General features: G+C 35.8%; 29 protein-coding genes. 18 read left to right on the top strand and 11 right to left on the bottom strand.

Annotation, left to right across the window (positions count from 1 at the left end):
* Nucleotides 1-88: 88 nt before the first annotated feature.
* Nucleotides 89-1,330, bottom strand: coding sequence for a site-specific integrase (locus tag ACPF9A_RS11965; protein ID WP_158975384.1), 1,242 nt, complete (start codon nt 1,328-1,330; stop codon nt 89-91).
* Between the two features lie 447 nt (nt 1,331-1,777).
* Between ACPF9A_RS11965 and ACPF9A_RS11960 the strand changes: the two genes are divergently transcribed.
* The 7 genes from ACPF9A_RS11960 to ACPF9A_RS11930 all read left to right on the top strand — a co-directional run bounded on the left by ACPF9A_RS11960 (nt 1,778) and on the right by ACPF9A_RS11930 (nt 7,619).
* On the top strand, nt 1,778-2,992 hold the full coding sequence (locus tag ACPF9A_RS11960; RefSeq protein WP_423997174.1) for a tyrosine-type recombinase/integrase: 1,215 nt from the start codon (nt 1,778-1,780) through the stop codon (nt 2,990-2,992).
* A 104-nt stretch (nt 2,993-3,096) separates the two neighbouring features.
* A complete protein-coding gene (locus tag ACPF9A_RS11955; RefSeq protein ID WP_423997172.1) occupies nt 3,097-3,582 on the top strand; it encodes an asparaginase domain-containing protein in 486 nt (161 codons plus the stop codon).
* A 374-nt stretch (nt 3,583-3,956) separates the two neighbouring features.
* A complete protein-coding gene (locus tag ACPF9A_RS11950) occupies nt 3,957-4,511 on the top strand; it encodes a response regulator transcription factor (protein ID WP_423997170.1) in 555 nt (184 codons plus the stop codon).
* Nucleotides 4,512-4,778: 267 nt separating this feature from the next.
* The gene (locus ACPF9A_RS11945) at nt 4,779-5,615 is read left to right on the top strand and encodes an RteC domain-containing protein (RefSeq protein WP_423997168.1); all 837 of its coding nucleotides are present in this window, start codon (nt 4,779-4,781) and stop codon (nt 5,613-5,615) included.
* A 320-nt stretch (nt 5,616-5,935) separates the two neighbouring features.
* A complete protein-coding gene (locus ACPF9A_RS11940; RefSeq protein ID WP_423997167.1) occupies nt 5,936-6,220 on the top strand; it encodes a helix-turn-helix domain-containing protein in 285 nt (94 codons plus the stop codon).
* A gap of 3 nt (nt 6,221-6,223) precedes the next feature.
* On the top strand, nt 6,224-6,973 hold the full coding sequence (locus tag ACPF9A_RS11935; RefSeq protein ID WP_423997165.1) for a hypothetical protein: 750 nt from the start codon (nt 6,224-6,226) through the stop codon (nt 6,971-6,973).
* Nucleotides 6,957-7,619: an ATPase gene (locus tag ACPF9A_RS11930; protein WP_423997163.1), complete on the top strand. Its 663-nt coding sequence runs from the start codon at nt 6,957-6,959 to the stop codon at nt 7,617-7,619. Before ACPF9A_RS11935 ends, ACPF9A_RS11930 begins: the two co-directional genes overlap by 17 nt.
* Nucleotides 7,620-7,732: 113 nt before the next feature.
* On the opposite strand, the gene ACPF9A_RS11925 is transcribed toward ACPF9A_RS11930, so the two are convergent.
* Nucleotides 7,733-8,362 carry an N-acetylmuramoyl-L-alanine amidase family protein gene (locus ACPF9A_RS11925; protein ID WP_423997161.1) on the bottom strand — a complete coding sequence of 210 codons (630 nt, stop codon included), beginning with the start codon at nt 8,360-8,362 and terminating at the stop codon, nt 7,733-7,735.
* A 189-nt stretch (nt 8,363-8,551) separates the two neighbouring features.
* Here ACPF9A_RS11925 and ACPF9A_RS11920 point away from each other — a divergent pair, with 189 nt between their 5' ends.
* From ACPF9A_RS11920 to ACPF9A_RS11880, 9 genes are read left to right on the top strand one after another with little or no spacing between them, the layout of a single operon-like run.
* On the top strand, nt 8,552-8,839 hold the full coding sequence (locus ACPF9A_RS11920) for a hypothetical protein (protein WP_423997159.1): 288 nt from the start codon (nt 8,552-8,554) through the stop codon (nt 8,837-8,839).
* Nucleotides 8,840-8,870: 31 nt separating this feature from the next.
* The gene (locus tag ACPF9A_RS11915) at nt 8,871-9,155 is read left to right on the top strand and encodes a hypothetical protein (protein ID WP_423997157.1); all 285 of its coding nucleotides are present in this window, start codon (nt 8,871-8,873) and stop codon (nt 9,153-9,155) included.
* Complete coding sequence (locus tag ACPF9A_RS11910) at nt 9,142-11,544, top strand: TraG family conjugative transposon ATPase (protein WP_423997155.1); 2,403 nt, start codon at nt 9,142-9,144, stop codon at nt 11,542-11,544. Before ACPF9A_RS11915 ends, ACPF9A_RS11910 begins: the two co-directional genes overlap by 14 nt.
* 4 nt (nt 11,545-11,548) lie before the next feature.
* On the top strand, nt 11,549-12,118 hold the full coding sequence (locus tag ACPF9A_RS11905) for a conjugal transfer protein (protein ID WP_423997153.1): 570 nt from the start codon (nt 11,549-11,551) through the stop codon (nt 12,116-12,118).
* A gap of 2 nt (nt 12,119-12,120) precedes the next feature.
* Nucleotides 12,121-12,963 (top strand): hypothetical protein, encoded by an 843-nt coding sequence (locus tag ACPF9A_RS11900; protein ID WP_339841511.1) that lies wholly within the window; start codon nt 12,121-12,123, stop codon nt 12,961-12,963.
* A 20-nt stretch (nt 12,964-12,983) separates the two neighbouring features.
* On the top strand, nt 12,984-13,598 hold the full coding sequence (locus tag ACPF9A_RS11895) for a conjugal transfer protein TraK (RefSeq protein WP_423997151.1): 615 nt from the start codon (nt 12,984-12,986) through the stop codon (nt 13,596-13,598).
* Between the two features lie 50 nt (nt 13,599-13,648).
* Nucleotides 13,649-14,584, top strand: coding sequence for a conjugative transposon protein TraM (gene traM, locus ACPF9A_RS11890; RefSeq protein ID WP_423997149.1), 936 nt, complete (start codon nt 13,649-13,651; stop codon nt 14,582-14,584).
* Nucleotides 14,585-14,599: 15 nt separating this feature from the next.
* Entirely contained in the window at nt 14,600-15,424 is an 825-nt protein-coding gene (locus tag ACPF9A_RS11885) for a DUF4138 domain-containing protein (protein ID WP_423997147.1), read from the top strand.
* A 6-nt stretch (nt 15,425-15,430) separates the two neighbouring features.
* Nucleotides 15,431-15,793, top strand: coding sequence for a hypothetical protein (locus tag ACPF9A_RS11880; protein WP_094996243.1), 363 nt, complete (start codon nt 15,431-15,433; stop codon nt 15,791-15,793).
* A 22-nt stretch (nt 15,794-15,815) separates the two neighbouring features.
* Here ACPF9A_RS11880 and ACPF9A_RS11875 read toward each other — a convergent pair whose 3' ends face one another.
* On the bottom strand, nt 15,816-17,765 hold the full coding sequence (locus ACPF9A_RS11875; RefSeq protein ID WP_423997145.1) for a hypothetical protein: 1,950 nt from the start codon (nt 17,763-17,765) through the stop codon (nt 15,816-15,818).
* 158 nt (nt 17,766-17,923) lie between these two features.
* Nucleotides 17,924-18,487, bottom strand: a complete 564-nt coding sequence (locus ACPF9A_RS11870) for a hypothetical protein (RefSeq protein WP_423997143.1) — start codon at nt 18,485-18,487, stop codon at nt 17,924-17,926.
* Between the two features lie 150 nt (nt 18,488-18,637).
* Here ACPF9A_RS11870 and ACPF9A_RS11865 point away from each other — a divergent pair, with 150 nt between their 5' ends.
* Complete coding sequence (locus ACPF9A_RS11865; RefSeq protein ID WP_423997141.1) at nt 18,638-20,416, top strand: tetratricopeptide repeat-containing sensor histidine kinase; 1,779 nt, start codon at nt 18,638-18,640, stop codon at nt 20,414-20,416.
* Between the two features lie 54 nt (nt 20,417-20,470).
* A complete protein-coding gene (locus tag ACPF9A_RS11860; protein ID WP_423997139.1) occupies nt 20,471-21,205 on the top strand; it encodes a LytR/AlgR family response regulator transcription factor in 735 nt (244 codons plus the stop codon).
* Between the two features lie 16 nt (nt 21,206-21,221).
* Here ACPF9A_RS11860 and ACPF9A_RS11855 read toward each other — a convergent pair whose 3' ends face one another.
* The 7 genes from ACPF9A_RS11855 to ACPF9A_RS11825 all read right to left on the bottom strand — a co-directional run bounded on the left by ACPF9A_RS11855 (nt 21,222) and on the right by ACPF9A_RS11825 (nt 26,083).
* A complete protein-coding gene (locus ACPF9A_RS11855) occupies nt 21,222-22,802 on the bottom strand; it encodes a type IV secretory system conjugative DNA transfer family protein (RefSeq protein ID WP_423997137.1) in 1,581 nt (526 codons plus the stop codon).
* A gap of 5 nt (nt 22,803-22,807) precedes the next feature.
* Complete coding sequence (gene mobB / locus ACPF9A_RS11850; RefSeq protein WP_423997136.1) at nt 22,808-23,869, bottom strand: MobB family relaxase; 1,062 nt, start codon at nt 23,867-23,869, stop codon at nt 22,808-22,810.
* Between the two features lie 11 nt (nt 23,870-23,880).
* A complete protein-coding gene (locus ACPF9A_RS11845; protein ID WP_423997134.1) occupies nt 23,881-24,282 on the bottom strand; it encodes a BfmA/BtgA family mobilization protein in 402 nt (133 codons plus the stop codon).
* Between the two features lie 430 nt (nt 24,283-24,712).
* Nucleotides 24,713-24,910, bottom strand: a complete 198-nt coding sequence (locus ACPF9A_RS11840) for a hypothetical protein (protein WP_423997132.1) — start codon at nt 24,908-24,910, stop codon at nt 24,713-24,715.
* Between the two features lie 17 nt (nt 24,911-24,927).
* Nucleotides 24,928-25,377 carry a JAB domain-containing protein gene (locus ACPF9A_RS11835; RefSeq protein ID WP_423997130.1) on the bottom strand — a complete coding sequence of 150 codons (450 nt, stop codon included), beginning with the start codon at nt 25,375-25,377 and terminating at the stop codon, nt 24,928-24,930.
* Between the two features lie 76 nt (nt 25,378-25,453).
* Nucleotides 25,454-25,789 (bottom strand): single-stranded DNA-binding protein, encoded by a 336-nt coding sequence (locus ACPF9A_RS11830; RefSeq protein ID WP_423997128.1) that lies wholly within the window; start codon nt 25,787-25,789, stop codon nt 25,454-25,456.
* Between the two features lie 66 nt (nt 25,790-25,855).
* The gene (locus ACPF9A_RS11825) at nt 25,856-26,083 is read right to left on the bottom strand and encodes a hypothetical protein (RefSeq protein ID WP_423997126.1); all 228 of its coding nucleotides are present in this window, start codon (nt 26,081-26,083) and stop codon (nt 25,856-25,858) included.
* Between the last annotated feature and the right edge of the window lie 354 nt (nt 26,084-26,437).

Raw genomic sequence — 26,437 nt, 5'->3', positions numbered from 1 at the left:
CTAATAGCTGCAAGTTAATAATACGATATCAAAACCTCTTAGTGGTACTTTTAAGTAAGTTTCAATAATACAATAGTCTTCTTTTTTTCTAAGACCCGTTTATATTTGATAGTATATTTTCATTTTCAAACCTAATTCTAAGATTTTTCATATCCTCAGAAAGTTTAGTGTCCAAAATTTTCGCGTAATGCTGCGTAGTTTTCAAAGATTTATGACCTAACATTTTACTTACCGACTCAATGGGAACGCCATTGGATAAAGTTACTGTAGTTGCAAAAGTATGTCTAGCCATATGGAAAGTTAACTTCTTATTTATTCCACTAAGATCTGCTATCTCTTTTAAGTACCCGTTAGTTCTTTGATTACTATATACTGGTAGTAATTTATTATCAATCTTTGGTAGGCTGGCGTACTTATTTATAATTTGCTCGGCAATGGGTAAAATTGGAATACTGCTTAATGTTTTTGTCTTAGTCCTGTTCACTTTTATCCAAAGTCTACCATCCATACCAAGTACAATGTCATCTTCCTTAAGTTTTGCAACATCAACATAAGCTAGACCTGTATAGCAGCTAAAAATGAAAACATCCCTTACATGTTCTAATCTTGGGATAGAAAAATCACTCTGTATTAGTTTATCAAGCTCATTATTGCTTAAAAATTCTTTATCGATAGTTTGTGGTCGAAGTTTAAAATTGTAAAATGGATCTTTGTCTAACCATCCATTTGCATAAGCAACCCGAACGATTTTTTTAAAATAAGCAACATACTTCAGTGCTGAATTATGCGAAAGATTTTGTTCTGATTTTAAAAAATAGATGAACCCGTTGACGTATTTGACATCTATCTTCTTCACAGGATAATCATTAGAATCATAGTTAGTCCTCATAAACCTACCAAGATGCTTCTTAGTAGTCTTATATCGCTGTAACGTCCTAAAAGAAAAATCTTTCCCCACCAACCTTTCCATTCTTAGATTATGTTCTTCGAACAGTTCTAAAATTAGTTTCTGATTTTTATTTATACCTACATATTCGTCTCTTATACTGGCTGCGGATACAATGTCCATATCTTCATGTAATAGATTTTGATAAATCTCATAGATCCTATTTTTAATAACGTCTAGATGACGATTGGTTTGCCTAGCTTCTATGGAGTATCCTTTCACCTTATTAGCCTTTGCATTCCATCTAGATATAGCTACCTTCCTCATAGTACTCACTTCTGCTCTTTTCCCATTGACCGTAATTCTAAGGTAAATAGTGCCCATAGTAGGGTCACTGGTACCTTTTTTTCGAATATAAAACAATACGGATACCAAATCTTGCATTATTTTTAAATTTTTGATACTTAAATATAGGAAATAAATATCAAAACACATCAACGTAACATACTGAAAACAAGATTATTAACATAAATTCGGTTGCACTAAATTATATCTCGTTAGTGCAACCGAATTAGACACCTTTTAGATGTGTTTAGATGGTGTCAAATGATATGTCAGAAAATGAAAAACCCTATAAATACTGCGATTTATAGGGTTTTGATTCAATTTGATAGTTAATTAGTACTCGAGGCGGGAATCGAACCCGCACTCCGAAGAACTGGATTTTGAATCCAGCGATTTTAACACCAAAATTCACTAACTACTCTTATAATCAATTGATTAACAATATTTTAATTTTAATTGATTTCATTTAATATCATCTAAAATCAATATTTGTTGTACCTATGTTGTACCAAAAATGATTATCTTTATAATCTAAATTACAAGGGTATGGCATCGAACGCAAAAATTGTAGTAAGAAAAAAGGTAAATAAAGAAGGGCTGTACCCATTGGCAATAAGAATTACAAAAAATCGTAAATCTACATACCATTATATAGGTCATTATGTTGATTTGCAAGATTGGGATGAAAATAAATCGCGAGTTAGAAAGTCCAATACTAATTCAGTAAGATTGAATAATTTATTAGCAACAAAATTATTAGAGGTCAATAAAGCACTTGTGGATTTACAGTCTGAGAAAAAGGATTATTCAGCAAATCAGATTAAAGAGTCTCTTTATTCCAAATCCAAATCAAGTACTTTTTATGATGTAGCGAATGATTTTCTTTTTGAACTTGAAGAAAATAATAAGCTTGCCCAACTATCCGCAGACAAAGTTCGTGTGAATCACGTCATAAACTTCAATAAAAGTAAGCAACTAACTTTTCCCGAAATTGATGAGCAGTTCTTAAGAAAATTCAAAATCTATTTAAAGAAAGAGTTTAAGCTCTCTGACAGGTCAATAGTAAACAACTTAGTCGTTATAAGAACTATCTACAACAGGGCTATTAAAATGAACTTAGTGGATAGAAAACTTTATCCATTCGGTTCGGATAAGATTAGGATTAAGTTTCCAGAAACTGAAAAAATCGGACTCAATAAAAAAGATGTAGTGGCTTTTGAAACTGTAAAAAATTTAACAGATAATGAAACCCACGCTCGCAATATTTGGTTATTCAGCTTTTATTTTGCCGGTATTAGAGCCGCAGACGTTCTTGAAATAAGATGGTCCGATATTTATGACGAAAGATTGCACTATAGAATGAATAAGAATTCAAAATTACTTTCTCTTAAGATTCCTGAAAAGGCATTATCCATCTTAGAATATTATAAGAGTACAAAACGTAGCGACAACGATTTTGTTTTTCCGGAATTGAAAAAGGCTGACCTTAGCGATGCCAAGGATGTTTATGCCAAGACAAAAACAGCTACAAAAAAATTCAATAAATACTTAGTTGAAGTTGCTAAGAAAGCAAAAGTTAAAAAGAAAGTAACGATGCACATTGCACGTCACAGCTTTGGAAATCTATCCGAAGACAAAATCCCAATTAAAATGCTTCAAAAACTCTACCGACATAGCGACCTGAAAACAACAATAAGCTACCAAGCCAACTTTATCCACAAAGATGCCGATAATGCTTTGGATAGTGTTATTAATTTTTAATTATAGTGTATGTTGAATCTTGAAACATAACCACATTAAATCCCCATCAAAACCACTATAAAATATTTCGGTTATCTTTATAAGTATTACAAAGGCAATCAATTATGATTCAGATTTTAACAACTGGCGGCACCATTGAAGGGTTGGATTATATTGATGATAAAGGACTAACTGAATCTAGCGTTACGATTAAAGAGTTTTTAATAAATGCTAATGTTGACTTTGAATACACAATCGAAAATGTCTTCAAAAAGGATAGTCGCGCTATTGTAGAGAAAGACCTTGAATTGCTTATCAGTAAGATAATTGGAACTAATGCGACCAAAGTATTGATTACACACGGTACTTTCACAATGGAAGTTACCGCAAAATATATAGGAAAGCTCAATCTTGGTAAAACCATTATTTTAGTTGGGTCTTTCATTTTAGGGTCGTCTGCTAATACAGACGCCCCATTTAATTTAGGGTATGCAATCAGCTCACTACAATTTCTAAAGCCAGATGTTTATATTGCTATGAACGGAAAAATATTTCATTGGAACAATGTTGTAAAAAACTTAGAAACTAACAAGTTTGAGCGTAATGACTAGTAACATCATAAATGTTTGGAACATCGATACATTGGACAACGTTCTTCTATCTATTGCTAGATACGTTCATTGTATTGTTTGCACTTTACGCATCCAGAAAACAAATTTGTAGTAGCCTAAAACGTTTTGTCATTCTTGGTTTTCTGTTTATTGCCTACAATATTACAGGCGGTTTTCTTCCAGTTGATAGCTTACCATGTCCAATTTTTCTTCAATATATCGTTACCTACAGCGTGGCCATTGCCCTTTGCGTTTACATTATCTATCACTTGTACAAAGAATATGATATAGTTGTTCTATCCTTCAAATCGTCCGTTCGGAATGTTGGCATAATGGTAAGCAGTTGCTTTTTGGTATTGTTTATAATTCCCTATTTGATAACGGATAATCTTAACTCTGCAAGACTTCTTTTTACAATTCCTATTTCGATAATTGCCTTTATTTTTCTAGTCATTTTCTATCGTCGAATCTCAATCCCAAATAACCCTAAGCCCGTTATTTTAAGAAGGAACAAACTTTCCTTAATTGGTGCATCAAGTATTGCTCTGCTTCCTGCTTGCACGCTGATTGGCGATTATCAATGGCTTACATTCAGCGTAATGAATATTGCATTTTACGCCATAACTACAATAGAAATTGACAGGTATCTCTATTTTATCGAAAACAAGAACAGGATGTACCAAATTTTTGTGCTAAAGAAAAAACAAAGAACCGAATTGATAAAGAATAAGATTATCTATGAAGATTTGACCCGACGTGAAATCGAGGTTGCAGTTTCTATTCTAAGTAACTTGAGCTACAAAAATATAGCTAAAGACTTATTCATCGCAGAAAGTACCGTATCAAAACACGCTTCCAATATCTTTAAAAAGACTGATGTAAAAAATAGAACTGAATTTTTAAAACGTTTCCGGAAGAAAACGTCATAGCTATCAAAGACTTCAATCCTAGTATTTACAATGAAGGACTGTAGTTCCGTAGAAAAATACGGTATATTCCGTAATTAAGTACGGCACATTTTCTTGCCTTTATTTTATTAAAAAAGTAAATTATCAAGAATTCCATTACAGCCCTTGCCAAACTCGATTCTTTTAGAATATGGGTGCGATTTAATCTAGTTTAAATCTCGAAAACACCCTTTTAAAACCTTCAATTAAAATACGTTTATATGTTTTGCAATTTTAATACGCCTACTTATGAATTTACAATTATTATCAAAAAAGCTAATAAAAGATTTGGATGACATTAGAATTCAAAATGATGACATCTTGGAAAGGGCATATCAATCCATCGCATTATGCAGCAGTTTACTTAGCACCTTTAAGAAAGAAATTCTTAGAGAAGGATTTAACACCATCAAGGACGAAATAATATTCTTCAAGGAAACTAAACAAATTCCGCTAACAGCACTAATTTATTTTTCAGAGATACATTCTTTCGAAACACAGTTCCCGAAGGCGGGTAAAGATTATCAGTTAAAGTATATCAAAAAGAAAATCAACAAGCTCAATCGTTTCTTCTTATATAATATTGATTTTGGACGTTATATTAATTCAGACGCCGTTCATTTTGATAAAGAGTATTATACAAGAGACCACATAAACACTTTTCGCATTATTACCTCGAAATTCTATTTTCAAGACCCAGAATTTTGTACGCCTAGGGATATGCTTTTAGGAAAGTTCAAGGCGTTCAATTCTTTGATAATTTATCTGGATGAAAAAAAAACTCGAATTCAGAATGGTTCAAACGGTCTTTTAACTTCAACTACATCCTTAAAAAAAATACGTTGGGCATTTTCTAATACGGATTGGGTTGAATTGGTCTATGCGCTTTGTGCAAAAGGTTTAGGAAAACGGGATAAGCAAGGTATTATGCAGGTTTCTAAGCGATTGCAGCAGGTATTCGATTTTGAACCAAAAGACATTTACAAAACATTTCAGGACATTAAAAATCGGAAAAATAGTAGAACTCTTTTTCTTGACGACCTTTCGATAGCACTTCAAATCGAAATAAAAAAGAGCGAAGAATAAGCCTTTAATGACTTCCTTAACCTCAATTTAAAAATGTTAAACTAAGACCGTAGTACGGTTGACCTACGGTCTTTTAATTTTGGGTCCTGTCTTCGTTAATTTAGTATGATTTGGGGTGTGATTTCTAATTTATGACACTCCAAAACACTACAGAACATACCAAATTTCAAAATGTTAAATTTTAACCGTAGTACGGTCGTACTGGGGAATAAAATCCGATAAACCTATTCAAATTTGCAGAACGAAAGTCAAATCAGGTCAGGGGCTATCATTTAAAAGTTGAATCATAGATAGTCCCTTTCTTTAAAACCCGTTCTATTATGCCAACAAGTATTATTACAACAGACGACCTCCGAGAATTCAAATTAGAATTGCTCGATGACATTAAAAAACTATTGACCAATCAAGCCAAGGGAAAGTTCAAGAAATACCTTAAATCTTCTGAAGTTATGGATTTATTGCAAGTAAGTCCAGGCACCTTACAAAACCTTCGTATCAATGGTACGTTGCCCTATACCAAAGTTGGGGGAATCATTTACTATGATTCCGAAGAAATTCAAACGATAATGACCGCCAACCGTGTGCAGCACGGTCTTAATTCTTAGGCGATGAACTATATAAAGCTACTCAATGCGGCTTTTGAAAAATTCTTTTTTGATGACCGGCTCAATCCTACCCATATCAGTTTGTATATGGCGCTGTTCCAAGAATGGAACAGCTCTAGATTTGCGGATGAGTTTTACGTGAACCGCAGGGATTTGATGCTTGCGTCTAAAATAGGCTCAAAATCCACATACCATAGATGTGTGACCGATTTAGATGCTTGGGGCTACCTAAGCTACTTTCCTTCTAACAATCCATACAAGGGCAGTAAAATCAAGATGTCCATTATCGGGACAAGTGATGAACCGGATATGGGACGGTACAGTCCCATATTAGAACGGGTTGCGGAACAGTACCGTCCCAACGGGGTACCGCTTGTGGGACAGCACCATCCCATATACGGACAAGCTGTGGACTCGCACCGTCCCATAGATGGACAAGTATTGGTATCTACTATAAACAATACCAAACAAGTAAACAATAAAAAAGAAAAGGACTGGCAGGCCGTTATTGATTTTTTTATTGAAAAAAGTTTTAATGCTGATGAAGGAAAAAAATTCTTCAAGCATTATGAAACTCGTAATTGGCAAACTAGCGATGGAAAAGAAATTCGAGATTGGCGTTCCTTAGCCCTCAACTGGATGAATAGAAGCGAACTTTTCCATGAGGAAAACAAATCAAATAAAAAACAAGCGTCCCAAATCAAGGACAACTTGCGAACCACTAAAAATAAAGACTATGCACAACCCCTCTAAAATCACAGAAGGTGGTGTAGAATATTCGCTAGGAAAATTTGATGGCAAAAGCGTCTTATACGATTTTCCGAAAATACTGATTTATCTAAACGTTAAAGGGAAACAACTTTCTGGAGATAAATTTAAAATCTACGATGAAGACCTCGAAATAATTCGCAAGCTCTGCCACTATTTCATCAAAGACAAAGACAATTGTGAAAAGCATGGAATAGATATCGATAAAGGCATTCTACTTTCCGGTCCCGTAGGCTGTGGAAAAACTACGTTAATGAAATTATTGAGACACATAGTTCCAATGCAACGACCTTACGAAATGATGCCGTGTAGAAATGTAGCTTTCAGTTTTAACCATTTAGGGTTTAAAACTATCGAAGAATACGGAAACACTAAGTTTTTCTGTTTCGATGATCTTGGCGTTGAACCACCTGGTCGATTTTATGGAAAAGATTTGAACGTAATGGGCGAAGTATTACTCTCACGCTATGAACTTTATCTTGATACCAAACACAGCATCAAAACCCATATTACCACTAACCTCAATGCTGAAGAATTGGAAGAACGCTACGGAAACCGGGTTCGTAGCAGGATGCGAGAACTATTTAACTTAATTGCTTTTGATACTAAGGCTGGGGACAAGCGGAAGTAATCTAACTTTTGAAGGATTTATATAACAAAATCACTTCTGAAATAAATTGTACTATAATCGTTTTTAAACTTTTGGTTAACTCTAAAAATATATCTTTCATAATAGTAGGTTTATTAGTTTTGTATTGATAGTAAAATAATGCTGGCAATGAATTGAATATTCGTAGCCTCTGAAAGATAACTACCTTCATCTTTATTAGATAAGAAACCCAATTCCAAAAGCACAGCTGCACAACTATCAATAGTTTCCCGCAGCACCTGAAAATTTGCAAACTTCACTCCCCTGCTTTCAAAACCCAATTTGGTTTTGAATTTTTCTTGTATTTGAAATGCTAGCCAAACAGATTCTTTAGAATATCCCCCTTGCTTCTTTGAAGCATAAACCTCTACCCCTCTCGCTTCTTGGTTATCAGAATGATTGCAATGCAACGACACAAACAAATCAGCTTTTAGTGATTCGGCCAGCTTGGTTCTATCTGATAAAGAAATAAGTGTATCGGTATACCTAGTCAAATAAATATCCAGAGGCTTATCTAATTCTTTATTTAGCTTCAAAATCGCATTTGCAATATTGAGTACAACATCCTTTTCTTGGATGCTATTTATTCCAATTGCACCAGAATCTTTTCCGCCGTGTCCAACGTCTATAATTATTCGTTTTTGAGCACTCCTGTCTTGACCAAAGATGATGCATAGTTGCAGAAGCAAAATCATAAAACTGACGTTTTTGAGCACTTTTTTCATTTTCAATTTTCAGGTTACCAACAACTTCCCTTTAAAAATCCATAGGATTTGATGCTAAATAATAACAACCGAATTCAAATAGAATCAAATAATATTTTATTCACAAATTACTGATTTACAGTATTTTATGTTCAAATATATGTAAATTTCTACTAACGAAAACAACATCAAAATCTAAACAATTTTATTATGAAAAAATCACTCTATTTAGCATCATTTCTTTCGCTTCTATCCACTTCGCTTTTTGCTCAAATTGGTGGCATCGAAGATTCTGTAAATGATGTTTCTGATACCATTCGAACAATTTTCCCCATCATTTTAGGGGTCATATTCCTTGTAGGTTTCCTTTTTAATGCAGGACACTTCTTTGGAGAAAACGCAGACCTTAAAAAAGGGATAACAAGGGTTCTTGTGTTCGTCCTTATTGCAGGTGCAGTTGTCGGCATATTTACATATCTGATTTCAATCGTAGTCTAACCCTCTAAGAGGGATTTAATTTCCAAGCACTATGAAAAAGTTCGAAACCTATAAAAACATCAGGAAAAAGGCGGTCATTTTTGGGCTGCCCATTTCCTTGTTTGCTCTAATGATGATATCAGTACTTGCATCATTAATGGTCATCATCTTCTCTTTCAGCTTTGGGATGATTATAGGTGTCGCCATTTTCAATGCTGCTTTATACATCACCCTCACAAGAATTACAAATAATCCACAACTGTTTCAGGTGGCGAAAGTCTTTCCAATAATTATTAGTAATAAACAAAACTCTGGCTTTGATTATGAACAAGATTAACCTTTCGGCGTATCAACCTATCGCAGATATTCAAGACAATATCGTGTTTGCCAATAATGGCAACGTGGTTTTGTGCTACAAAGGGAATCTACCGGAAATCTATTCGCTTTCGTCAACTGATTTTGAGGATATGCAAGGTGTTTGGTTTCAAGCTCTGAAGTCTTTACCAGTTGGTACGGTGGTTCAAAAACAGGATATCTACCTAAAGAAAACATACACTTCAGAAAAGCTTCCGAATACAACCTTTTTAGAAAAAGCGACCCACGAGCATTTCAAAGGTCGAGGACACATAGAACATAAGTGTTACCTGTTCTTCACTTTGACCAAAAACAAGGCACTCAATAATTCAAAATATGTGAATCCGTTCCGTAACATTTCAAAAGGAATAGTACAGGAACTAGATGATAACGTACAACGGTTCGTTAACTCGGTAAGCGATTCGGTTTCCTTCATCAATAACAGTCGTAAAATGGAATTCCTTCCGATTGATGAAAGGGAAATTCAACATCTAACCAAAGGCTATTTCAATGGCTTTAACGAAGGCTTTGACACCGATATTTTACTGGATAAAAAAAGCGTCAATATTGGCGAAAACCATTTTGATGCCCTTGCCATCAATAGCGAACTGTGCTTTGGCGAAAGTGTACAGAGTAGCAAGACCAACGAGAAATTCACTTCTGACGATTTTGTGTTTCATCAAGGGTTTATTGATGGCCTAGGGCTTACGCTTAATGAAAACCATATCGTCAATCAAATTTTGTATTTGGATGATAAACAGAAGTGGCGCAAGCTGCTCGATAAAAAGATTGAAGAGCTCAATAAAAGTTCCAACTTCGGCTCTCAGAATAAAGTAGTACTTGGAAAAATTCAGCATATCCTTGACCAAATCAATGCTGATGACAATGCCCGAATTATTCGTGGTCATTTAAACATCCTCTATTGGGATAAAAATCCTGAAAACCTAACTCGAATCGGTTCCAAAATCAAAACTGAATTTAAGGAACTAGATATTATTCCCTATTACCCTAGAGGCGAAGAACGAAAGAATTATATCCTGAACAGTTACTGCTGCTTTTCATCCAACTTCTCTAATAACGATTTATACGTAACCGATTTAAAACACGCACTCTGCCTGTTCATCAATAACACCAATTACAAAAGCGATGATACTGGAATCATCTTTAACGACCGTGAACATAACATTCCCATTCTCAAAGATGTTTGGGACGAAAAGAAGAAACGAATTAAAGCTCGGAACTTTGCCATTTTTGCACCAACAGGGGAAGGGAAATCTTTTTTGGCGAATAACATCCTACGCCAGTATTTTGAAAGTGGTGTCCGCCTAGTCATTATCGATTTAGGTGGTTCTTACACCAAATTCGCAAAGTTATATCCTGAAAAATATACAGTGCTTCGCTACGAAAGCGGAAAGAATCTAGGCATCAATCCATTTTATATTAGTGATGTAAATGACCTCACACCAGAACGGTTAGAAGATTTATCAGTCTTTCTTTTTGAACTGTTTGCTTCGGATTTAAAAGTAACCAAGGCACAATCGGTTTCCGTAAAGAAAATATTGCGTCATTATTACAACAGTACTTCTGAGAATCATTCCCTAGATGGTTTCTATAACTTTATAGAAAGGAATCAGAAAGACCTTCTGAGCACCTTGAAAATCCACCCCGACTATTTCAATGTAACAAGCTTTTTGCATGTAATGTCAGAATATGTTGGCGATGGTCTATATAGTTTCCTTTTTGAAGTCAGCGAAGACCAAACCTATAAAATCGAAGACAAACGATTGATTGTTTTTGAACTGGATGAAGTCAAAGACAATAAGGAAATTCTGTCCGTAATGTTAAAGCTGATTAAGTCAGCTATTCAAAGAACGATTTGGAAAAACAGAGCTGAAAAAGGTATCATACTTTTCGATGAGTTTGCAAAGCAATTGAAGTTTGATAACGTACTCGAAAGCGTAGAGTTCTACTATCAAGCCATTCGCAAACAAAATGGCGCTATTGGGATTATTCTGCAGTCCATCAATCAGCTGCCTAACAATTCGACTTCAGCGAGTATTCTTGAAAACACCCAAGTCATTTATAGTCTTAATAACGAAAAGGGATATGATGAATTGGTCAAACGTCTCAATCTTTCTAGCCATGATTTAAACCAATTAAAATCCATCAAGAACAATCTTTCCGGTCCACGCAAGTACACCGAAATGTTTATCAAAATCGGAAAGGAAAGTAACATTTTTAGGCTTGAAGTTCCAAAAGAAGTGTATGCAGCCTACCTAACCGATGGACAAGAAAACGAGGCCATAATGGCCATTTATGAAAAGACTAACGATATGGAATTGGCTATTAATGAATTCACATCTAAAACATAATACTATGAAAACAAAAATCTTAGTACTCGCAATGGTATTACTGTTAAGCTTTAATATGAAAGCTCAGGGAATGCCCACTTATGACAATACCAACTTTATCAGTTTGGTAAAACAGCTTTTAGAATCAGGTAAACAAACGGCTCAAATGATTAAGTCTGTACAGTTTTTAAAAGATGCTAAAGAAAGCATAGAGAAAGTATCTAGTGTTGTTCAACAACTTAGAGCAGTTGAGGAAATTGCACAAAACAATCAACGTCTTATCAATGTAATGCAAAACGATTTACAAGACATCCTGAACTCGCCTTACATCAAACCAGAAGAAGTTACTCGGGTTGCACAATCCTTTGACGCCATAGTGCAAAACTCTTTGGACACCGTTGATTTTATGGGAGAAATATTATCCAGTAATAATCTAAAAATGTCCGATGCCGAACGCGCCGAAGTGTTAAAACAGAAAGAAAAGGAATCCAGAGAAATGGTTTCAAACATTCAAACAAAAACGAAACGCTACAAGGATATTATTTCTTTTAGAAAAATGCAGGATAAAATTAATAACCGAGAAACAGAATACTAATAATGACCGCAGCCATACTTTTAGGGATTGGACTGGAATACGTTGATGCGGTATTTCAAACCATACAGAACAGCAGCTTTTCGCAATATACCATTGCAGGAATGAAAACGCTTGCTGTATTGTTCTTTCTGGTCAATATCCTAAAGAAATATAATGAAGGTATTGCGGATAAGGACGGCTACACTTGGGGATTGAGTCCTGGGGAATTGATGAAGAATTTTGCAATAGTTATTCTGGTCATATTCTCGACACAAGTACTTGGCTTCTTTGATAGCATCTTGGTTTCCATTGAAGCTCAATATCGTGGTACAGCACCCGCTTTATTGCCTTTACAGATGCAGGATATTCCTATCGAAGAGGAAATTAATTTTTTAGAGGCCGCTCAGGCGGCAATGGCATTATTGTACGAAGCTCTGGTTACTCCACTCTACGGGTTTAAAATATTTGCATTTATCATTAGTCTTTTCCTTTGGATTCTGGATTTGTTCATCTACCCATTATTCCTTGCAGAACGCTACTTTTTATTGGGCATAATGCAAGCTTTCTTTCCGTTGGTTATAAGTTTGGCCGTTTTTGAAAAGTTCCGCTCGCTTGCCTACACATTTTTCAAATTGTACGCTGCCGTTTATATGTTGGTACCAGCCTTCTTTTTGGTCAACGTATTTGTAAACGCACTCTATACTGAAATCAATACGAACTTCTGGACAAGCCTTTTTGGGACAGATGTTGGCCAGGGCTTTTTTGCACCTGTGGTTCAGCTTGGGTCGGTAGGTTTCATTGTTTTTCTAAAATTCAAATTATACAAACGCGCCACATCGTTTACGCTCAGATTATTTACTGCCTAAGACAGATTAAAGATAGAACTATGAAAACACCCTATAAAAACATCTATGCCGTCCTAAAATTGAACCGATTTATCGTGTTGGCAGTTGTCATTTTTGCAATGCTGTCGAGCACCATTTCCCTATGGATGGCATTCAAGACAAATAAAGAAGCACTTAATAGCGCTTTTGCCATCAATACCGATGGCAGTATTATTCCGCTGAAGCTTGTTACACAAAAAGAAAATTTTAGGGTTGAAGCTTTGGCACATTTAGACCTGTTCCACAACTACTTTTATAATATCGATGCCAGTAATTACGAACGCAATCTAGAAAAGGCACTTTGGCTCGGCAATAGTTCTGTGGATAATCTATACCGACAAAAAAAGGCGGATGGTGTCTACAACCGATTGTTACAGTATTCTTTGGTAGAAAAGGTAGTTAGTATCGATTCCGAAATATCCGAAAACAAAGGCTCGTATAGCTTTACAACAACCACCATTTTTGAAATCAATAGAGGGACTATTATCGATAGATACGAGTTGGTTTCTACGGGAAATCTGATAATGGTTGACCGTAATTTCCCAAATAATCCCCACGGATTGTTGATTACCGATTACTTCGAGAACACCTTAAAAAAAATAAACTATGAAAATTGAGCCGAACCGCCTGCCGTCGGGCGGGTAATTGGCATTTAAAAACAACTCTTATGAAAATAGAAAAGAACAAAATAGTATTTGCAGCTGTATTGGCTGTGATTTTCATATTCCTGATTTCCTATTCTATGATGGTTATGGGCGATGATGAAAGCGAAAATGATAATCTAGAACAGACCTTAGTACCCGATTTGGATGAAAACCAAAAAGAGTATGATTCCAAACTGGATGCCATCAACGATTTAAAGGAAGCAAGGGAAACCAATGCGCCAAGTATTTATGACGAAAAGCTAATTGACTCGTTAGGGTTCTATGACCCTGACCTTCCAGAACGTGAAAAAGAACGCATTGTAGATAGTATTTATGATGCCGGTAAGATTCAATACTCTGAAAAGAAGTATCAGAACTTTGGGCAAAAGAAAGTTGCTCAAAATAATACCCGTCAAATTGATTCTACTGAACTAAAACGAGAACAAAAAATTGAAGCCAAAGAGTTAGGACTAGAACATCAACTGTTCTTTGCTGCATCGCCGAAACCTATTGATTTTTCAACGTTAGTCAATACGGATGAAACTATTTATGTGGTTGTGGATGGCGACCAAATCGTAACGGCAAATACTAGATTAAGAATGCGGCTTACGAAATCCGCAACTGTTAACGGTAAGCTTATGCCAAAAAACACATCAGTTTTTGGGTTTATCAGTTTTCAGCCCAATCGCGCGCTTATTGAAATTGAAAATATCAAGCATCATCCAACAAAGCTCAAAGCTTTTGACTTGCAAGATGGAAGCGAGGGCATTTATGTCGAGAATAACTTTAGAGCGGAAGCAACAAGGGAAGTATTGGATGATGTCATTGGCGATATCAATATCCCAACCGTTCCACAAGTGGGTGGACTTACACAAGTATTTCGGCGTTCCAACCGAAGGGTAAAAGTAACCGTCCTAAACAATTACAGATTAATCCTCAAAGCCGATAATCGGCAATAATAAAAAGATACTATTATGAAAACTTATATGATAATTATGATGGTTTTTTGTGCAACCCATATTATGGCGCAACAGTCGCTCGACACTATTTACGCAAACGATACCAAAAATGTAGCCCTATTTTTTCCAGAACCCATAAGACAGGGCATAACGGGATCGGATAATTTTGTCTTTACCTACAATCGTGAAAAAGAACAGTATTTCGGATTACTTCAGGCAAAGCCTGGGAAAGAAAGTAATCTACTGGTAGTCAATAGAAATGGTGCAATTTTTTCGTATATTGTAAGATATAAAAAGCAGCTGTCAAAGCTCAATTATTTCATTCCATTATCAAATAGTATTGGTAATGAAAAACCATTAGTAACCGATTCGATTCAGGTTGTAACTTCTGAAAAAAATATAGATAACAGAACCTACTATTATCAAAAATTCTGCTCGTATCTTCTTAACAGAAACCAGCGTATCGGTCGAATTAAGAAGCGAACGCAAGGCATTGTCTTGACTGTTGAAAATGTTGTTTTTGATAAAGAAGAACTCTACTTCGTTATCCAGATTGAGAATAATTCTACTTTGGATTACGATTTGAATTTCTTAAACCTATCCATCGAGACTCGACAAAAAGGGAAAAGAAAATCTTTACAGCGTTTACATCAAGAGCCAATTTACAAGCATCGTCTACCTTCAAAAATTGCAGAAGGTAAAACAGTTAAGTTTATTTATGTAATGCCCAAATTTTCGTTATCAGAAGACCGCAGGGCAATTTTGGAATTGAACGAGAAGGATGGCGAACGGAACATAGAAATGAAACTATCACACAGATATATCAATAACCCAAATTAGAATATTATGAAAAGAATAGTCATTTGCTCGCTTGTACTGTTGTTCCTTTCTTGTTCAGAAAGCACAACAAAATCCCCTTCTGAAACTGCCAAGGCAGTTGCGGAAAGTTTTTTCTCAAAAGATGAATCAGCTTTAAAAAAGCATACTACTACAGAAGGCTATGCCAGTTTGATTACTGTACAGAATATGATACCAGATTCTGATAAAAACATCGAAGTGGAAATTTTAGATGAAGCTGTTGATGGTGAGATTGCTTGGGTGAAATATAAAACCTCTTTTGATGGAAAATCAGGTGTCTTTAAACTTGTCAAAGAGGATAACCAATGGAAAGTCACTAATAAAGGACCTAGGGAAAAAGGGCCTTTTTGAAAAACCACTCTTTTCATTGATATCACTTGGCGTATTCGCCCAATCCATATTTAGCGACCAGTGCGCTATTTGGTTTTTTACAGTTATTAGGATAGTCGGAAAAATAGATGCAATCTGGCAGTCCATCTTTAAACTTAACAGTTACACCACCCGTCTGTTTTCCTAACAAACCACTAAAGTTATAATCAGCTTTTAGCGTGACCATTTGTGTTTGGTCTGCCGACTTTAACTCGCGAACGTTACTGATACTATTACCAGTATACTTGTTCAATGCCCAAGTTTTGGATTGATTACTGACTATGTCATTGAGCAGTTTAGCGTGGTTCTGGTCACCAGCTGGACCACCTAAAATTTTGATTTTTTCATAGACGCTCATTCCTTTTAAGCGTTCTGGTTTTTGCTGATTGGCAAATGCCAATAAATTAGTTTCAAACTGCTTAACACTTTTTGAGTCGCACGCGTTAAATCTAAAAAAATTGGACCAATCACTCAGCAGTGCTTTTGCTTTGTGGACTTGGTCTATGGAATTACCCATAGCATCGGGATTGGTATACATATCGACTGCAATACGAAACGCATCTTGATTTTGCTGTGCAACCAAACGCATTTTTGCAGCATACAACTTTGGGTCTGCAAAGATACCTGTACCTATAGTCTTCCAAGCAGTACAGTATCTGCTGACTTCCACACCATAGCCGTCTGTCGTGACGCTTTCCCGAGAGCAAACGTCGGTCATTATCTCTACCTTGTTTTCTGGAAGCTCATCTGGGCAAAGACTACCAAAGGTGTTTAAATATCCATTTAAAATCATCAAGAAATGACTACTGAACACATCTAGCTCAATGTTCTCAAAATGGCCACGATAGATGTAGTCAAAAAAGGCAGCATTATTTAATCCCACCGTTTTAAATTGCATCGAGCCCTCGTCCTTGCCGTTGGCTTCTAAAAAGGCGATGCGCTCATTGCTTCCTTCCAATTTCTTCTGCTGTTGTGCCAATCGTTGCTGTTCTACCAGTTGCTTTTTTCTTGAAGCAAATAGTGCATTCAGTTTTTGATATTGACTGGATTGTTGTGGCAGATAGCTCATATATTTATTTTCCAAACGTGGGAAACTAGTATTATCGGCTTGAACTATTTGAGCTTCGATGGTTTTGATTTGAGTATTGACCAACTTCTCTTTTTGTGCAATCAGCTTTTGCTCACCCTTCTTCACTTGGCTATGTCTTGAGAAGGAACCATAATCCTGTTTAAAGGCTTTAAGTTTCTGATTGATTTGAGCAATATCCAAGTTTTGATTGAGCGGACCCAGGTCTATGTCTATCGCATTTTGTAATAAGGCTACTGTTTTAGCGTCCAGTCTTGATTGAAATTCGGTTTGCTTTGCTTGAGAAGCTTCAGGCAATAATTGAGTAGCTTTTTGATTTAGCTTAGATATTTTGACTAAGGACTCTTTGTCTCTGTTTAATTTTTCAATATACGTAAGAAGTTCATCAAGCTGGGCATCTGATTTTTTGGCAATGATAGCATCAATCTCTGTAATAGCCTGCCGTAATTCGCTGTCTAAAAGTACAGCATACTCAACGGATAAACGCTGCTTTAATTGTAAAAGTTCATCTCTGGATGTAGTGTTTCCAGAAATATTTACTAGTTCTTTTTTCAACTTACTACGTTTAGTATCGACTGTAGCTATTTGATTGATGAAATTTGGATTACCGTAAGCTAGATAATTGTTGTAAATGATATTTTGGAATACCCAATTGTAATGTGGGTCATTTCTATAGTTGCCTTTAACGAAACAGAGCTGAATTTTTCTAAAATCCTTGGCCAATGTTTTATGGGAAAGTTGTGCGTAAGGCTTTCCTCGGTAAGATTCAAAATAGTTCTTTGAGAAATAATTTGCAGCGAGTTTTTGCATCTTGCCACGGTTCATATACCGAAGGGAAGTGGTTTCTGGATATTCTTGTTTTATCAAATCCATCCATTCTACCAAATCTTTACAATTCTGTGCAGTCAATAAAAAGGTACTAAAGGTAAAAATGAATATGCATAAAACTCTTTTGACCAGCATAGATGAAATAAATTTATTGGTATGGGTTGAAATTTAAATTAAGTGTACTAGACACAGAACAATTAGTCAATAACATAATTAATATTATTGAAAGTGCCATCGGTAATTTGAAATACTTCACCAGTGTCTGAATTTTCCACTTCAAATTCAAACGCCCCGGAAATTATCTGTTCCTGTTTATCAATCATATCTATTCTTAAAAATCCCGAGCTACCGTCCGTATCAAAATCAAAATTTTCACCCCCAGTTCCATTGGATGAATATCCACCTGCGAATTGTAGCGCCAATGGGTTGGTTATCGGATTGTTAATCTGAAGGCCTTCCGTGACAAGGTCAAAACTTGTTCCCGCCAAGGAAAAAGCAATAGCTTCACCTTGGGTGATTTCTACACCTAGGTCAATACCGGCAATGGTAAACGTAAAAAAAGCTTCATTTTGAACAAGTTGTGCCGAAATCGTAGATACACCTCTATCTACAGGTACCGCCCCAAAATCATTTCCATTTATTTTCGCTGTAATGAACGAATCTGACAAATTACCATTGTCATCATCGGTTAAGCCAGAATCATCGTCGCTACTACAAGCGGTCAATATCATTGCGAATAGAATTACTAAAAAACGTTTCATATACTTTAGATTTTAAGAATTAAAGATGCTTAATTCATTTTGTATTAGCCATAGAAAATGTATTATCGCTAGTATTTTTTAGCGCATCGTCAGGTTTTAATTGTATTACCGTTTTTAATGAGTATTTTGTTAAGCCAAACCAAACTGTTAATGAAAATACGATTAATCCTTGCCTTACTATGTTTCTACCATCTTGGTTATTCACAACTTAAAGAAGCAGATTCGATTCAGAAACGTATTGAAAATTATGAGGGTATAGATACTACACTAATCAATCTGAGACATAGCTATTCTGCTAAAAAATCAATGTTGACACCTTCCGATACCACTTGGCTGTCCTTCAATAAGAAAACATTGTCTATGGCCGAGGAATTGAATTACACCAAAGGCATACTGTTAGCCAACAATAATATCGGTGTTATCTATCATTACTTTCGTTCAGACCCTTTGACAGCTTTGGATTACTATCAAACAGCATACAACATATCTGAACAAAATCCTTCCTTGGAACGCTATCAATTCTCAATGTTGACCAATATTGGGTTAATACATTATGAACAGGAAGATTATGGCAAAGCTATGCCCACTTTTAGAAAGTTACTAAAATACCCACAAAGAAAGAGCAATACGTTGTCTAACATTGGCAATATCTATGGCCTCCAACAACAAACTGACTCCGCTGTGTATTACTTTAAAGCTTCCATTAACGAGGCGAAGCGAACTGATGATATGATGCAACTGGCAAACGTATACAGTAACTTAGGACTTGTACAGTCGCAGGCTGGACGGTTGGATAAAGGATTAACAAACACAGTTTCAGGTCTTAAAATGATTGATTCTCTAGGTCTTGAAATGATTAGAGTCCCTGCTTATGTCAATGCCGCAGAAGTCTATATGCTCAGTAACGATTTGAATAAAGCTGAATATTACGCTACTGAAAGCCTTAATGCTGTAAAATCCTTGAATAATCTTTACACGGAAACCAAGTCTTTACAGACCTTGGCAACTATTCAAGAAAAAAAGGGTGACTATGAAAATGCTTTGAAAAATTTTAAAGCTGCCAATATTCTTAATGACAGTTTGGTAAGTGCAGACCGAAAAGTGGAAATTTCCAGAAAGGAAATACAGTACGAGGCTGATAAAAAGGAAGCACTCGCTTTCGCGGAAGCGGAACGCCAACGTACCATCAAAAACATATCGTTGGTGAGTGGAAGCGGTATCGTTTTGGCGTCGTTATTAGCGTTTGTATTCTATAGACGAAAGCAGAAATCGGATACGGTCAAAAAAGAAGCTGAGTTCAATGCCACTGTGGCGGAAGTTGAACTGAAGGCACTTCGAGCGCAAATGAATCCACATTTCATCTTTAACAGCCTGAATTCCATCGGTGATTATATTTTGAATAATGATACTCAAGCGGCAAGCGATTATCTCAGCAAATTCGCACGATTGATGCGAATGACCCTTGAAAACTCGGATAAGCAGCTCATTACTTTGGAAGAGGATATTCAGTTGCTTAACACCTATTTGGCCATCGAGCAAAAACGTTTTGATACAGCCTTTGAGTTTGAAATTAAGGTTTCTGATGACCTCAATATAGATGAAGTATTATTACCACCAATGTTGCTGCAACCTTTTGTAGAAAATAGCATTGTTCACGGTTTATCCAAATCGGAAAAAGGTGGTAAAATCGTTATTAATTTCCATTCTGAACAGCACAAACTAATAGGTATCGTAGAGGATAACGGTGTAGGACGGACTATGAGCAAGATGAAAATCGAACATCGCAAAAAGAGTTCTATGGGTGTTTCCATCACTCAAAATAGAATCGAGGTGCTGAACAAAACCAAAGGCACCAATGGGTCGGTCAAAATCATAGATAAAAAAGTAGGCACCAAAGTAATCGTATCACTTCCTTTGGTATTGAGCTAATTGGATTTTAGTATCTTGAAGTCCTAAATTTGACCTACTTGAACAAAAATTGCTATGCTAAACACCCTAATTGTTGATGACGAATCTCACTGCATTAAACGCTTATTGCATTTAATCGATAGAAAGCCAGGAATATTTAATGTTATTGCCACCTCTAAAACGGTAGATGATGCATTAAAGATAGCCCAAGATACCTCCTTGGATTTGGTCTTTTTGGATATTGAAATCGATGACAAAACTGGGTTTGACTTTTTGCGACAGCTTAACCATATTTCCTTTAAGACCATATTCACCACAGCTTTTGACAATTATGCAATTAAGGCTTTTAAGTTCAGTGCTTTTGATTATTTAATGAAGCCCATAGATTTTGACGAATTCAATGAAACTATTGCTCGTTTAAACGAAGAACTACAATCAAAAGGGCACAACAATAGCGTAGAATCATTACTTAAAAATATAGAACAGGAACAACCGAAACTGCTAACAATTCCATCTGTTGAAGGGTTTGAAACTGTCTTGGTAGCGGATATTGTGCATTTGGAAGCGAATGGTAACTATACCTATATTCACACTAAGCATAAAAAACAAATTGTTAGTAAACCAATAAAATTCTATGAAAACCTTTTAGACGAAAAGCTGTTCTTTAAGTGCCATAAATCTCATCTCATCAATATGGAAATGATTAAGACATTTAATAAAGGAAAGCAGGCTTATGTTCAAATGGAAAATGGTAATCAAGTACCGATAGCTACAAGAAGGAAGGATGTGTTTTTGAAAAAATTTCATTGAAGAAATGAAATATAAACTAACTAAAAATAGACCTAACTTCTTCATAAACTCGCCCAAAATTCGCTGCTAAATCCGCCTGAAAAAACTGCTTCGTTTCTTTGGGAAGTTCCCTTTTAATGTCGGCTAATTTAAACTGCACTTTTTTATCTTTACCGTCTGCATAAGTAATAAACTCGCCCTGCTTCAAACGGAAGAAAACGTCTGCCCGAATCTTTGGGATTTCTTTTTCCCCTGTGGTAATGCGAGTATCAAAATCTAAGTTATGCCCACGACTGATACTCTTGGTTGGGTCTTTGATAATCTCAAAAAAGCGTTCGTAATATTTTGCGGTGTCCGGGTCATTTACCTTTCCGAAAAACTGGTAGGACAGATTGCTTAAAATGGCTTTGCTTGCCTTATCTCCATACATCATATCGTTCTGAATCTTATCCTGCATCACGTAAATTGTAGAGATATTATAGCTACGCAACGTTGCAGGAATACGGTGCATATTTAAAAGGCGTATGGTAGGCGCTTCTTCCATCAACAAAAACGACGGTTTAGAATTCCGAACGCTCATTTGCTTCGTAATGGTGTGTATAATTGTGGCTATTACTGGCGAATAAGAAGTTTCAAATTTTGGATTATTTACTATCGAAATTACTGCAGGACTATCTTCGCTATTTATATCGAGTGGCACTTCATCTGCTGACAATGCCATAAAAATACGTTGTGTACTAATTCGTTTGAGCACATTGGCCAAGGTGCTTTTTACCCCAGCGGTCTGTCGTTCGGAATCCTTGCCACTAATAAAGGCATCCGCCATTGCTCGTGAAGTCGTGTTGGTTTCTAAAAACTGGATAAGACCATCCGTTTCCAATAATTGATAAATCGCTATCAAATGTGGTAAGGTGCAATATTCGGGATAGTCAATTTTTAGTTTCCATATCAAACCGCCTATCAATCCTTCGGCAGCATCAGTAAAGAATTTCGTAGTTCCTGTAGCTCCAGATTCCCGTTGCTCCAAAAGGTTTTCAATCAACACCCGAGAAACTTCGTTTACGCTTTCCTCGTTCTCTAAATACCGAGGTGCGATAGGATTTACCCTATGGATGATTTTATCAAAGGAAATGACCTTAAAAGGGATATCGCCATCCTTAAAAAGTGGATAAGCCATTTCGGTCAATTCAAAATCTTTATAATCGTGAATGATTCCACAAAAACCTTCTTTTTGGAAGTGTTGCAGAAATCCATAAACTACACTTTCGGTCTTACCACTTCCTGCAGAACCGATTACTGATGCCCCACGTTTGATATTATCCAATTTAAAAATCCCTTTGGTCGTTTTAAAGTTGACTTGATATTTACTGTCGATATTTTTTGGGTTTTCGGTTTTGTGTAAAAAAACATAAAGCCCTGTATTAATTAGCATTAGCGGACAAACCAAATAGAGCAATATAGATATCAATTCATTTCCTTCGGATAAATAGAACACGAGAACTAAAAGCAGTATACTATTTAAAAGAAACGCATATTTTGATATCCGAAACATTGCATAGAAAACCATACTGGCCAAACCAATAATTGAAAATATCGTTATAAAATTTTCTACCTGCATTCGAATTAGATTCCTATTGAACTTGATTTTATGGCCATTTCTACCCCTCTTCTTAATCGTTTAAAAACCCGGAGTGCTATTTGTGCTTGACTTATTGGAATGTTCGGTATTACAGGTAAACCTGATTTACTTATTATTTTAAATGCAAGCGCCTTTTCGTTAGCTGGCAATTTTAGCAAAGCAGAAAAATATAGGTTTGGGTTTTTAACAAATGTCTTTTTAGCCTTATAGGTTTCCGCATAGTTTCGTTTATAGCCGAAGGTATTGTCAAAAGTCTTTTCTGCCTTCTCAAAAAAATTGTCTCGGTCAAAACCGCGTTTTACGTTCTTACCGTGCATTTCTACTTCCGAAGCTTTGTGTTTACTCCCAGGAGAAAGACTTATAGAATTTGAAGCATCCTTTCTACTTACGATGATATGAATGTGACTTTGGTTGCCATCTTTTGCCATTCCTTGGACAATCCGTTTTCTCCCGACACCTCGGGATTGATGTGGCGCTTGACGTTCCAGTTTGGCAATTTCCTTTTCCATATTTTTAATATTCCCTGATGTTCTTCCTTCTTTCACATTTCGGATTTCAGTTTTGAGCTGAAGTATTTTTGTAGCATAAGGTTGATTCTCTTTAATCTGAAAATCTGTGCCTTTAAAAGTTCTTTGATGTTCAATTTTCGCATAGTATTTTATGTTATCAATAGTTATAGGTCGCCCATTTATTTCCCGATTGAAACTCGACACATAATCCTTCATCAGCTCACGCGTGTAGGTTTTTAAATCTTGGCTATTGTTCTGAAGTTTTCGTAATTCATACTTTGATGGACTTACCGTAATCGAATAAAACTTGGGTTCTTTCTTTTTTAATTTTGCGGTGTTTCCGTCAATTTCTTTAACCACCTCCTCCGCAGAAATTTCGTCACCAAATTGATTAAAAAAGTGTTCCATACCTGCCTCGCCGGCTGGCAGGTCCTGTTGTTCTAAACCTTGATTTTCTTTCTCTAAATAGCCTACAAAATCCCCTGAACTTTGACTATAGTTAGCACCCATTTTTTGAGGTGTAATTGTAATGTACATAGCTCAAATATTTATAATTGATTACTCGGATTTTGCCTGTCTGCCGACGAGGCAGGCTTCTCTACAAAACGCACTTCTTTGTTTTCTTTGGCGTATTTCTTTTCTACCATCATCGGTTTTTTCCGTGGCTCTTCTGTTTCAAAAAGTGATTGAATCATAGCTACCGTAGGTTTGGTCTGTGTCTTTTCTACATCCCTCATAATAGCAATAACTGCGTTGATTCTTTTTAAGAGTTTAGCTTCAATAGTTCGCCCTGTAGGACCTAATTTTTCCTTTGGCGAAATTTCGTTATAGAAGAAAAAATCGAGCATCGTCGCCATTGCTTCGGTGTGCGATTTAAAGTAAGTCCGGGAGAATGTTTGGAAACGTTTAGCCGTCTCCTTCTTAAATCTAATTCCAATAAATGAGTCCATATTTCGCCAATTTGTCGCAAAATCTTCCCTAAAAACAGGTATTTCCAAGGCATTTGTCGCAAATTGCTGAAGGTCAAGAAATTAAATAATTTTCAAGTAGCTGAATATCAGCGTTTTGAAAACGAAAAGGAATGATTAACATCGCATAGCGTGTTACCCTCTTGCTATTCCTTTTCGTCACGCCGAAGCGTGACAAAAATTTCATACAATCTGGCTAAAAGCCAATTGCCATTTCAAGGAAATGAATTTCCGATATGTTATTATTTCGATGTGTACGGTTATCGGCGAAAGTCGAAAAATGGATAACCTTACTTAAAATTGAATGCTATATATCAGCAAACTAAAGATACGTTTTTTTGTTGACTTAGTATTAATTATATATAAAAACACCCCTGAATTTTCAGAGGTGTTAATTTGATTATTTCAAAATTTAAGGATTAAAAACAAAGGTATAAGAATACAAATTTCGTATCGCTTCTTCCTCAACCATAGTTTCAAAACAGGTGTAATTTTCTTTTACATATTTCCGAATACTATCGCCAAATTTTCTTTCAACGTCTTTTTTAGAATTCTCTAAAAGTCGGTTTTGAGCCTCTTCGCTTAGGTCTGTAAAATTCAGATATATCATAGCCAAAATTTTTATGGTTATAGTATTGAATTGTCAGCGAAACTATAGTACTCTCCATTCGGAATAATAATCAAATGATCAAGTACTTTTACATCAAATAAAGCTGCTGCTTTTTTAATTTTCTCTGTGATTTTTTTATCAGCTTCACTAGGAATTAATTTTCCTGATGGGTGATTATGGGTAAGAATTATTGCAACCGATAAGGTTTTTAATACGACCGCAAATAAAATTCGTAGGTCAATCATAGTTCCAGTAATACCACCTTGAGATAATTGGTATATGCCTTTTACTTTATTGCTATTGTTCAATAACACAACTTTAAATGATTCTTGTAATTCAATAGTATTTTTGTTCCAGTGCTCATATAAAAGTTCACTAGCATCTTGTGATGAATTTATCTTTTTCCAAAAAGTAGCCGGTACCCGCTCTTTGTAACTTATCTGTATTTCGTTAACTTTGTCTTTCATTGTTTTTTTCTTAAGAGATTAATAATGAAAAAGAGGGCAGAACTTTTCCGAGAGATGCCCTCTTTATTTTTTTGATTTATTTACTGCCTAAAAGCAAAATTTCGTTTGCTACAACTTCCGTTACGTAGCGTTGGTTACCATCATCGGTTGTATAGGCTCTAGTCTTTAGTTTTCCGGTTACCCCAACCTCTTTACCTTTAGCAACAAATTTCTCAATAATTTCAGCGGTCTTGCCCCAAGCAACAACGGTATGCCAATTCGTTTCAGTTTGTTTTTCACCTTTAGCGTCTTTGTAATACTCATTTGTTGCCAATGAAAAACGGGCAACTTTTTTACCGCTTTCAAGGTTTGTAATGGTTGGCTCTTGTCCAACGTTTCCGATTAACTGTACATGATTTTTTAAAGTACCCATAATAAAATATTTAAGAATTAATTAAAATGCTATCCGAACCATTCAGATAGTTTGTCTTTATTTTTTTTAAAGTGATTTACTTATTATATCTAGAGCGTTTTCCTTTTTTGTTTTTTTTGGTGTCGCTTCCTTTTTGATGTTTTTGTAAGATTTCATATCCTTTATTTTAGATTTACTTCCCATAGTGCCGTCGCTGTTCCCTTTTTTTGTTGCTGATACGTTTTCAATATTTGGAATTGATAAGGACTTATAAAAAGTGGAGCGCAGCGAGAACGGTTTATGCAGTCCGTTCAACTTCCCAATGTTGGTATTTTGCTGGCATAAAAAGGGAATAACAGTGATGGTACAGAAGGAGAATTTAAAGGCCTTTGTGAAGTACAAAACCATAGGAAGCGACACCAAATGAATAATGGAATTCCGGTTTGGCGGACTTGATTCACAATTTTGGGTCTGGAATGAAGTGTTCCTTTCCGGTCTCGATAGCTATCGGGACGGAAAGAGTTAACGGAATGGAAAGCTAAAATTGGGGATTGTGTCCAAGACCTTAGTAGGGTAGCGCTTTCTCTCGGAATGGAGCTTTTTCAGCGGAATGCAGGGGAATGTGCTGCCCGGTTTATGAAAACGGATTATTCTCGTTTAGTAGTATGG

This window comes from Maribacter sp. IgM3_T14_3 (genome assembly GCF_049603095.1).
Classification (GTDB): Bacteria; Bacteroidota; Bacteroidia; order Flavobacteriales; family Flavobacteriaceae; genus Maribacter.
This window is presented reverse-complemented; position numbering and strand designations above follow the sequence as displayed.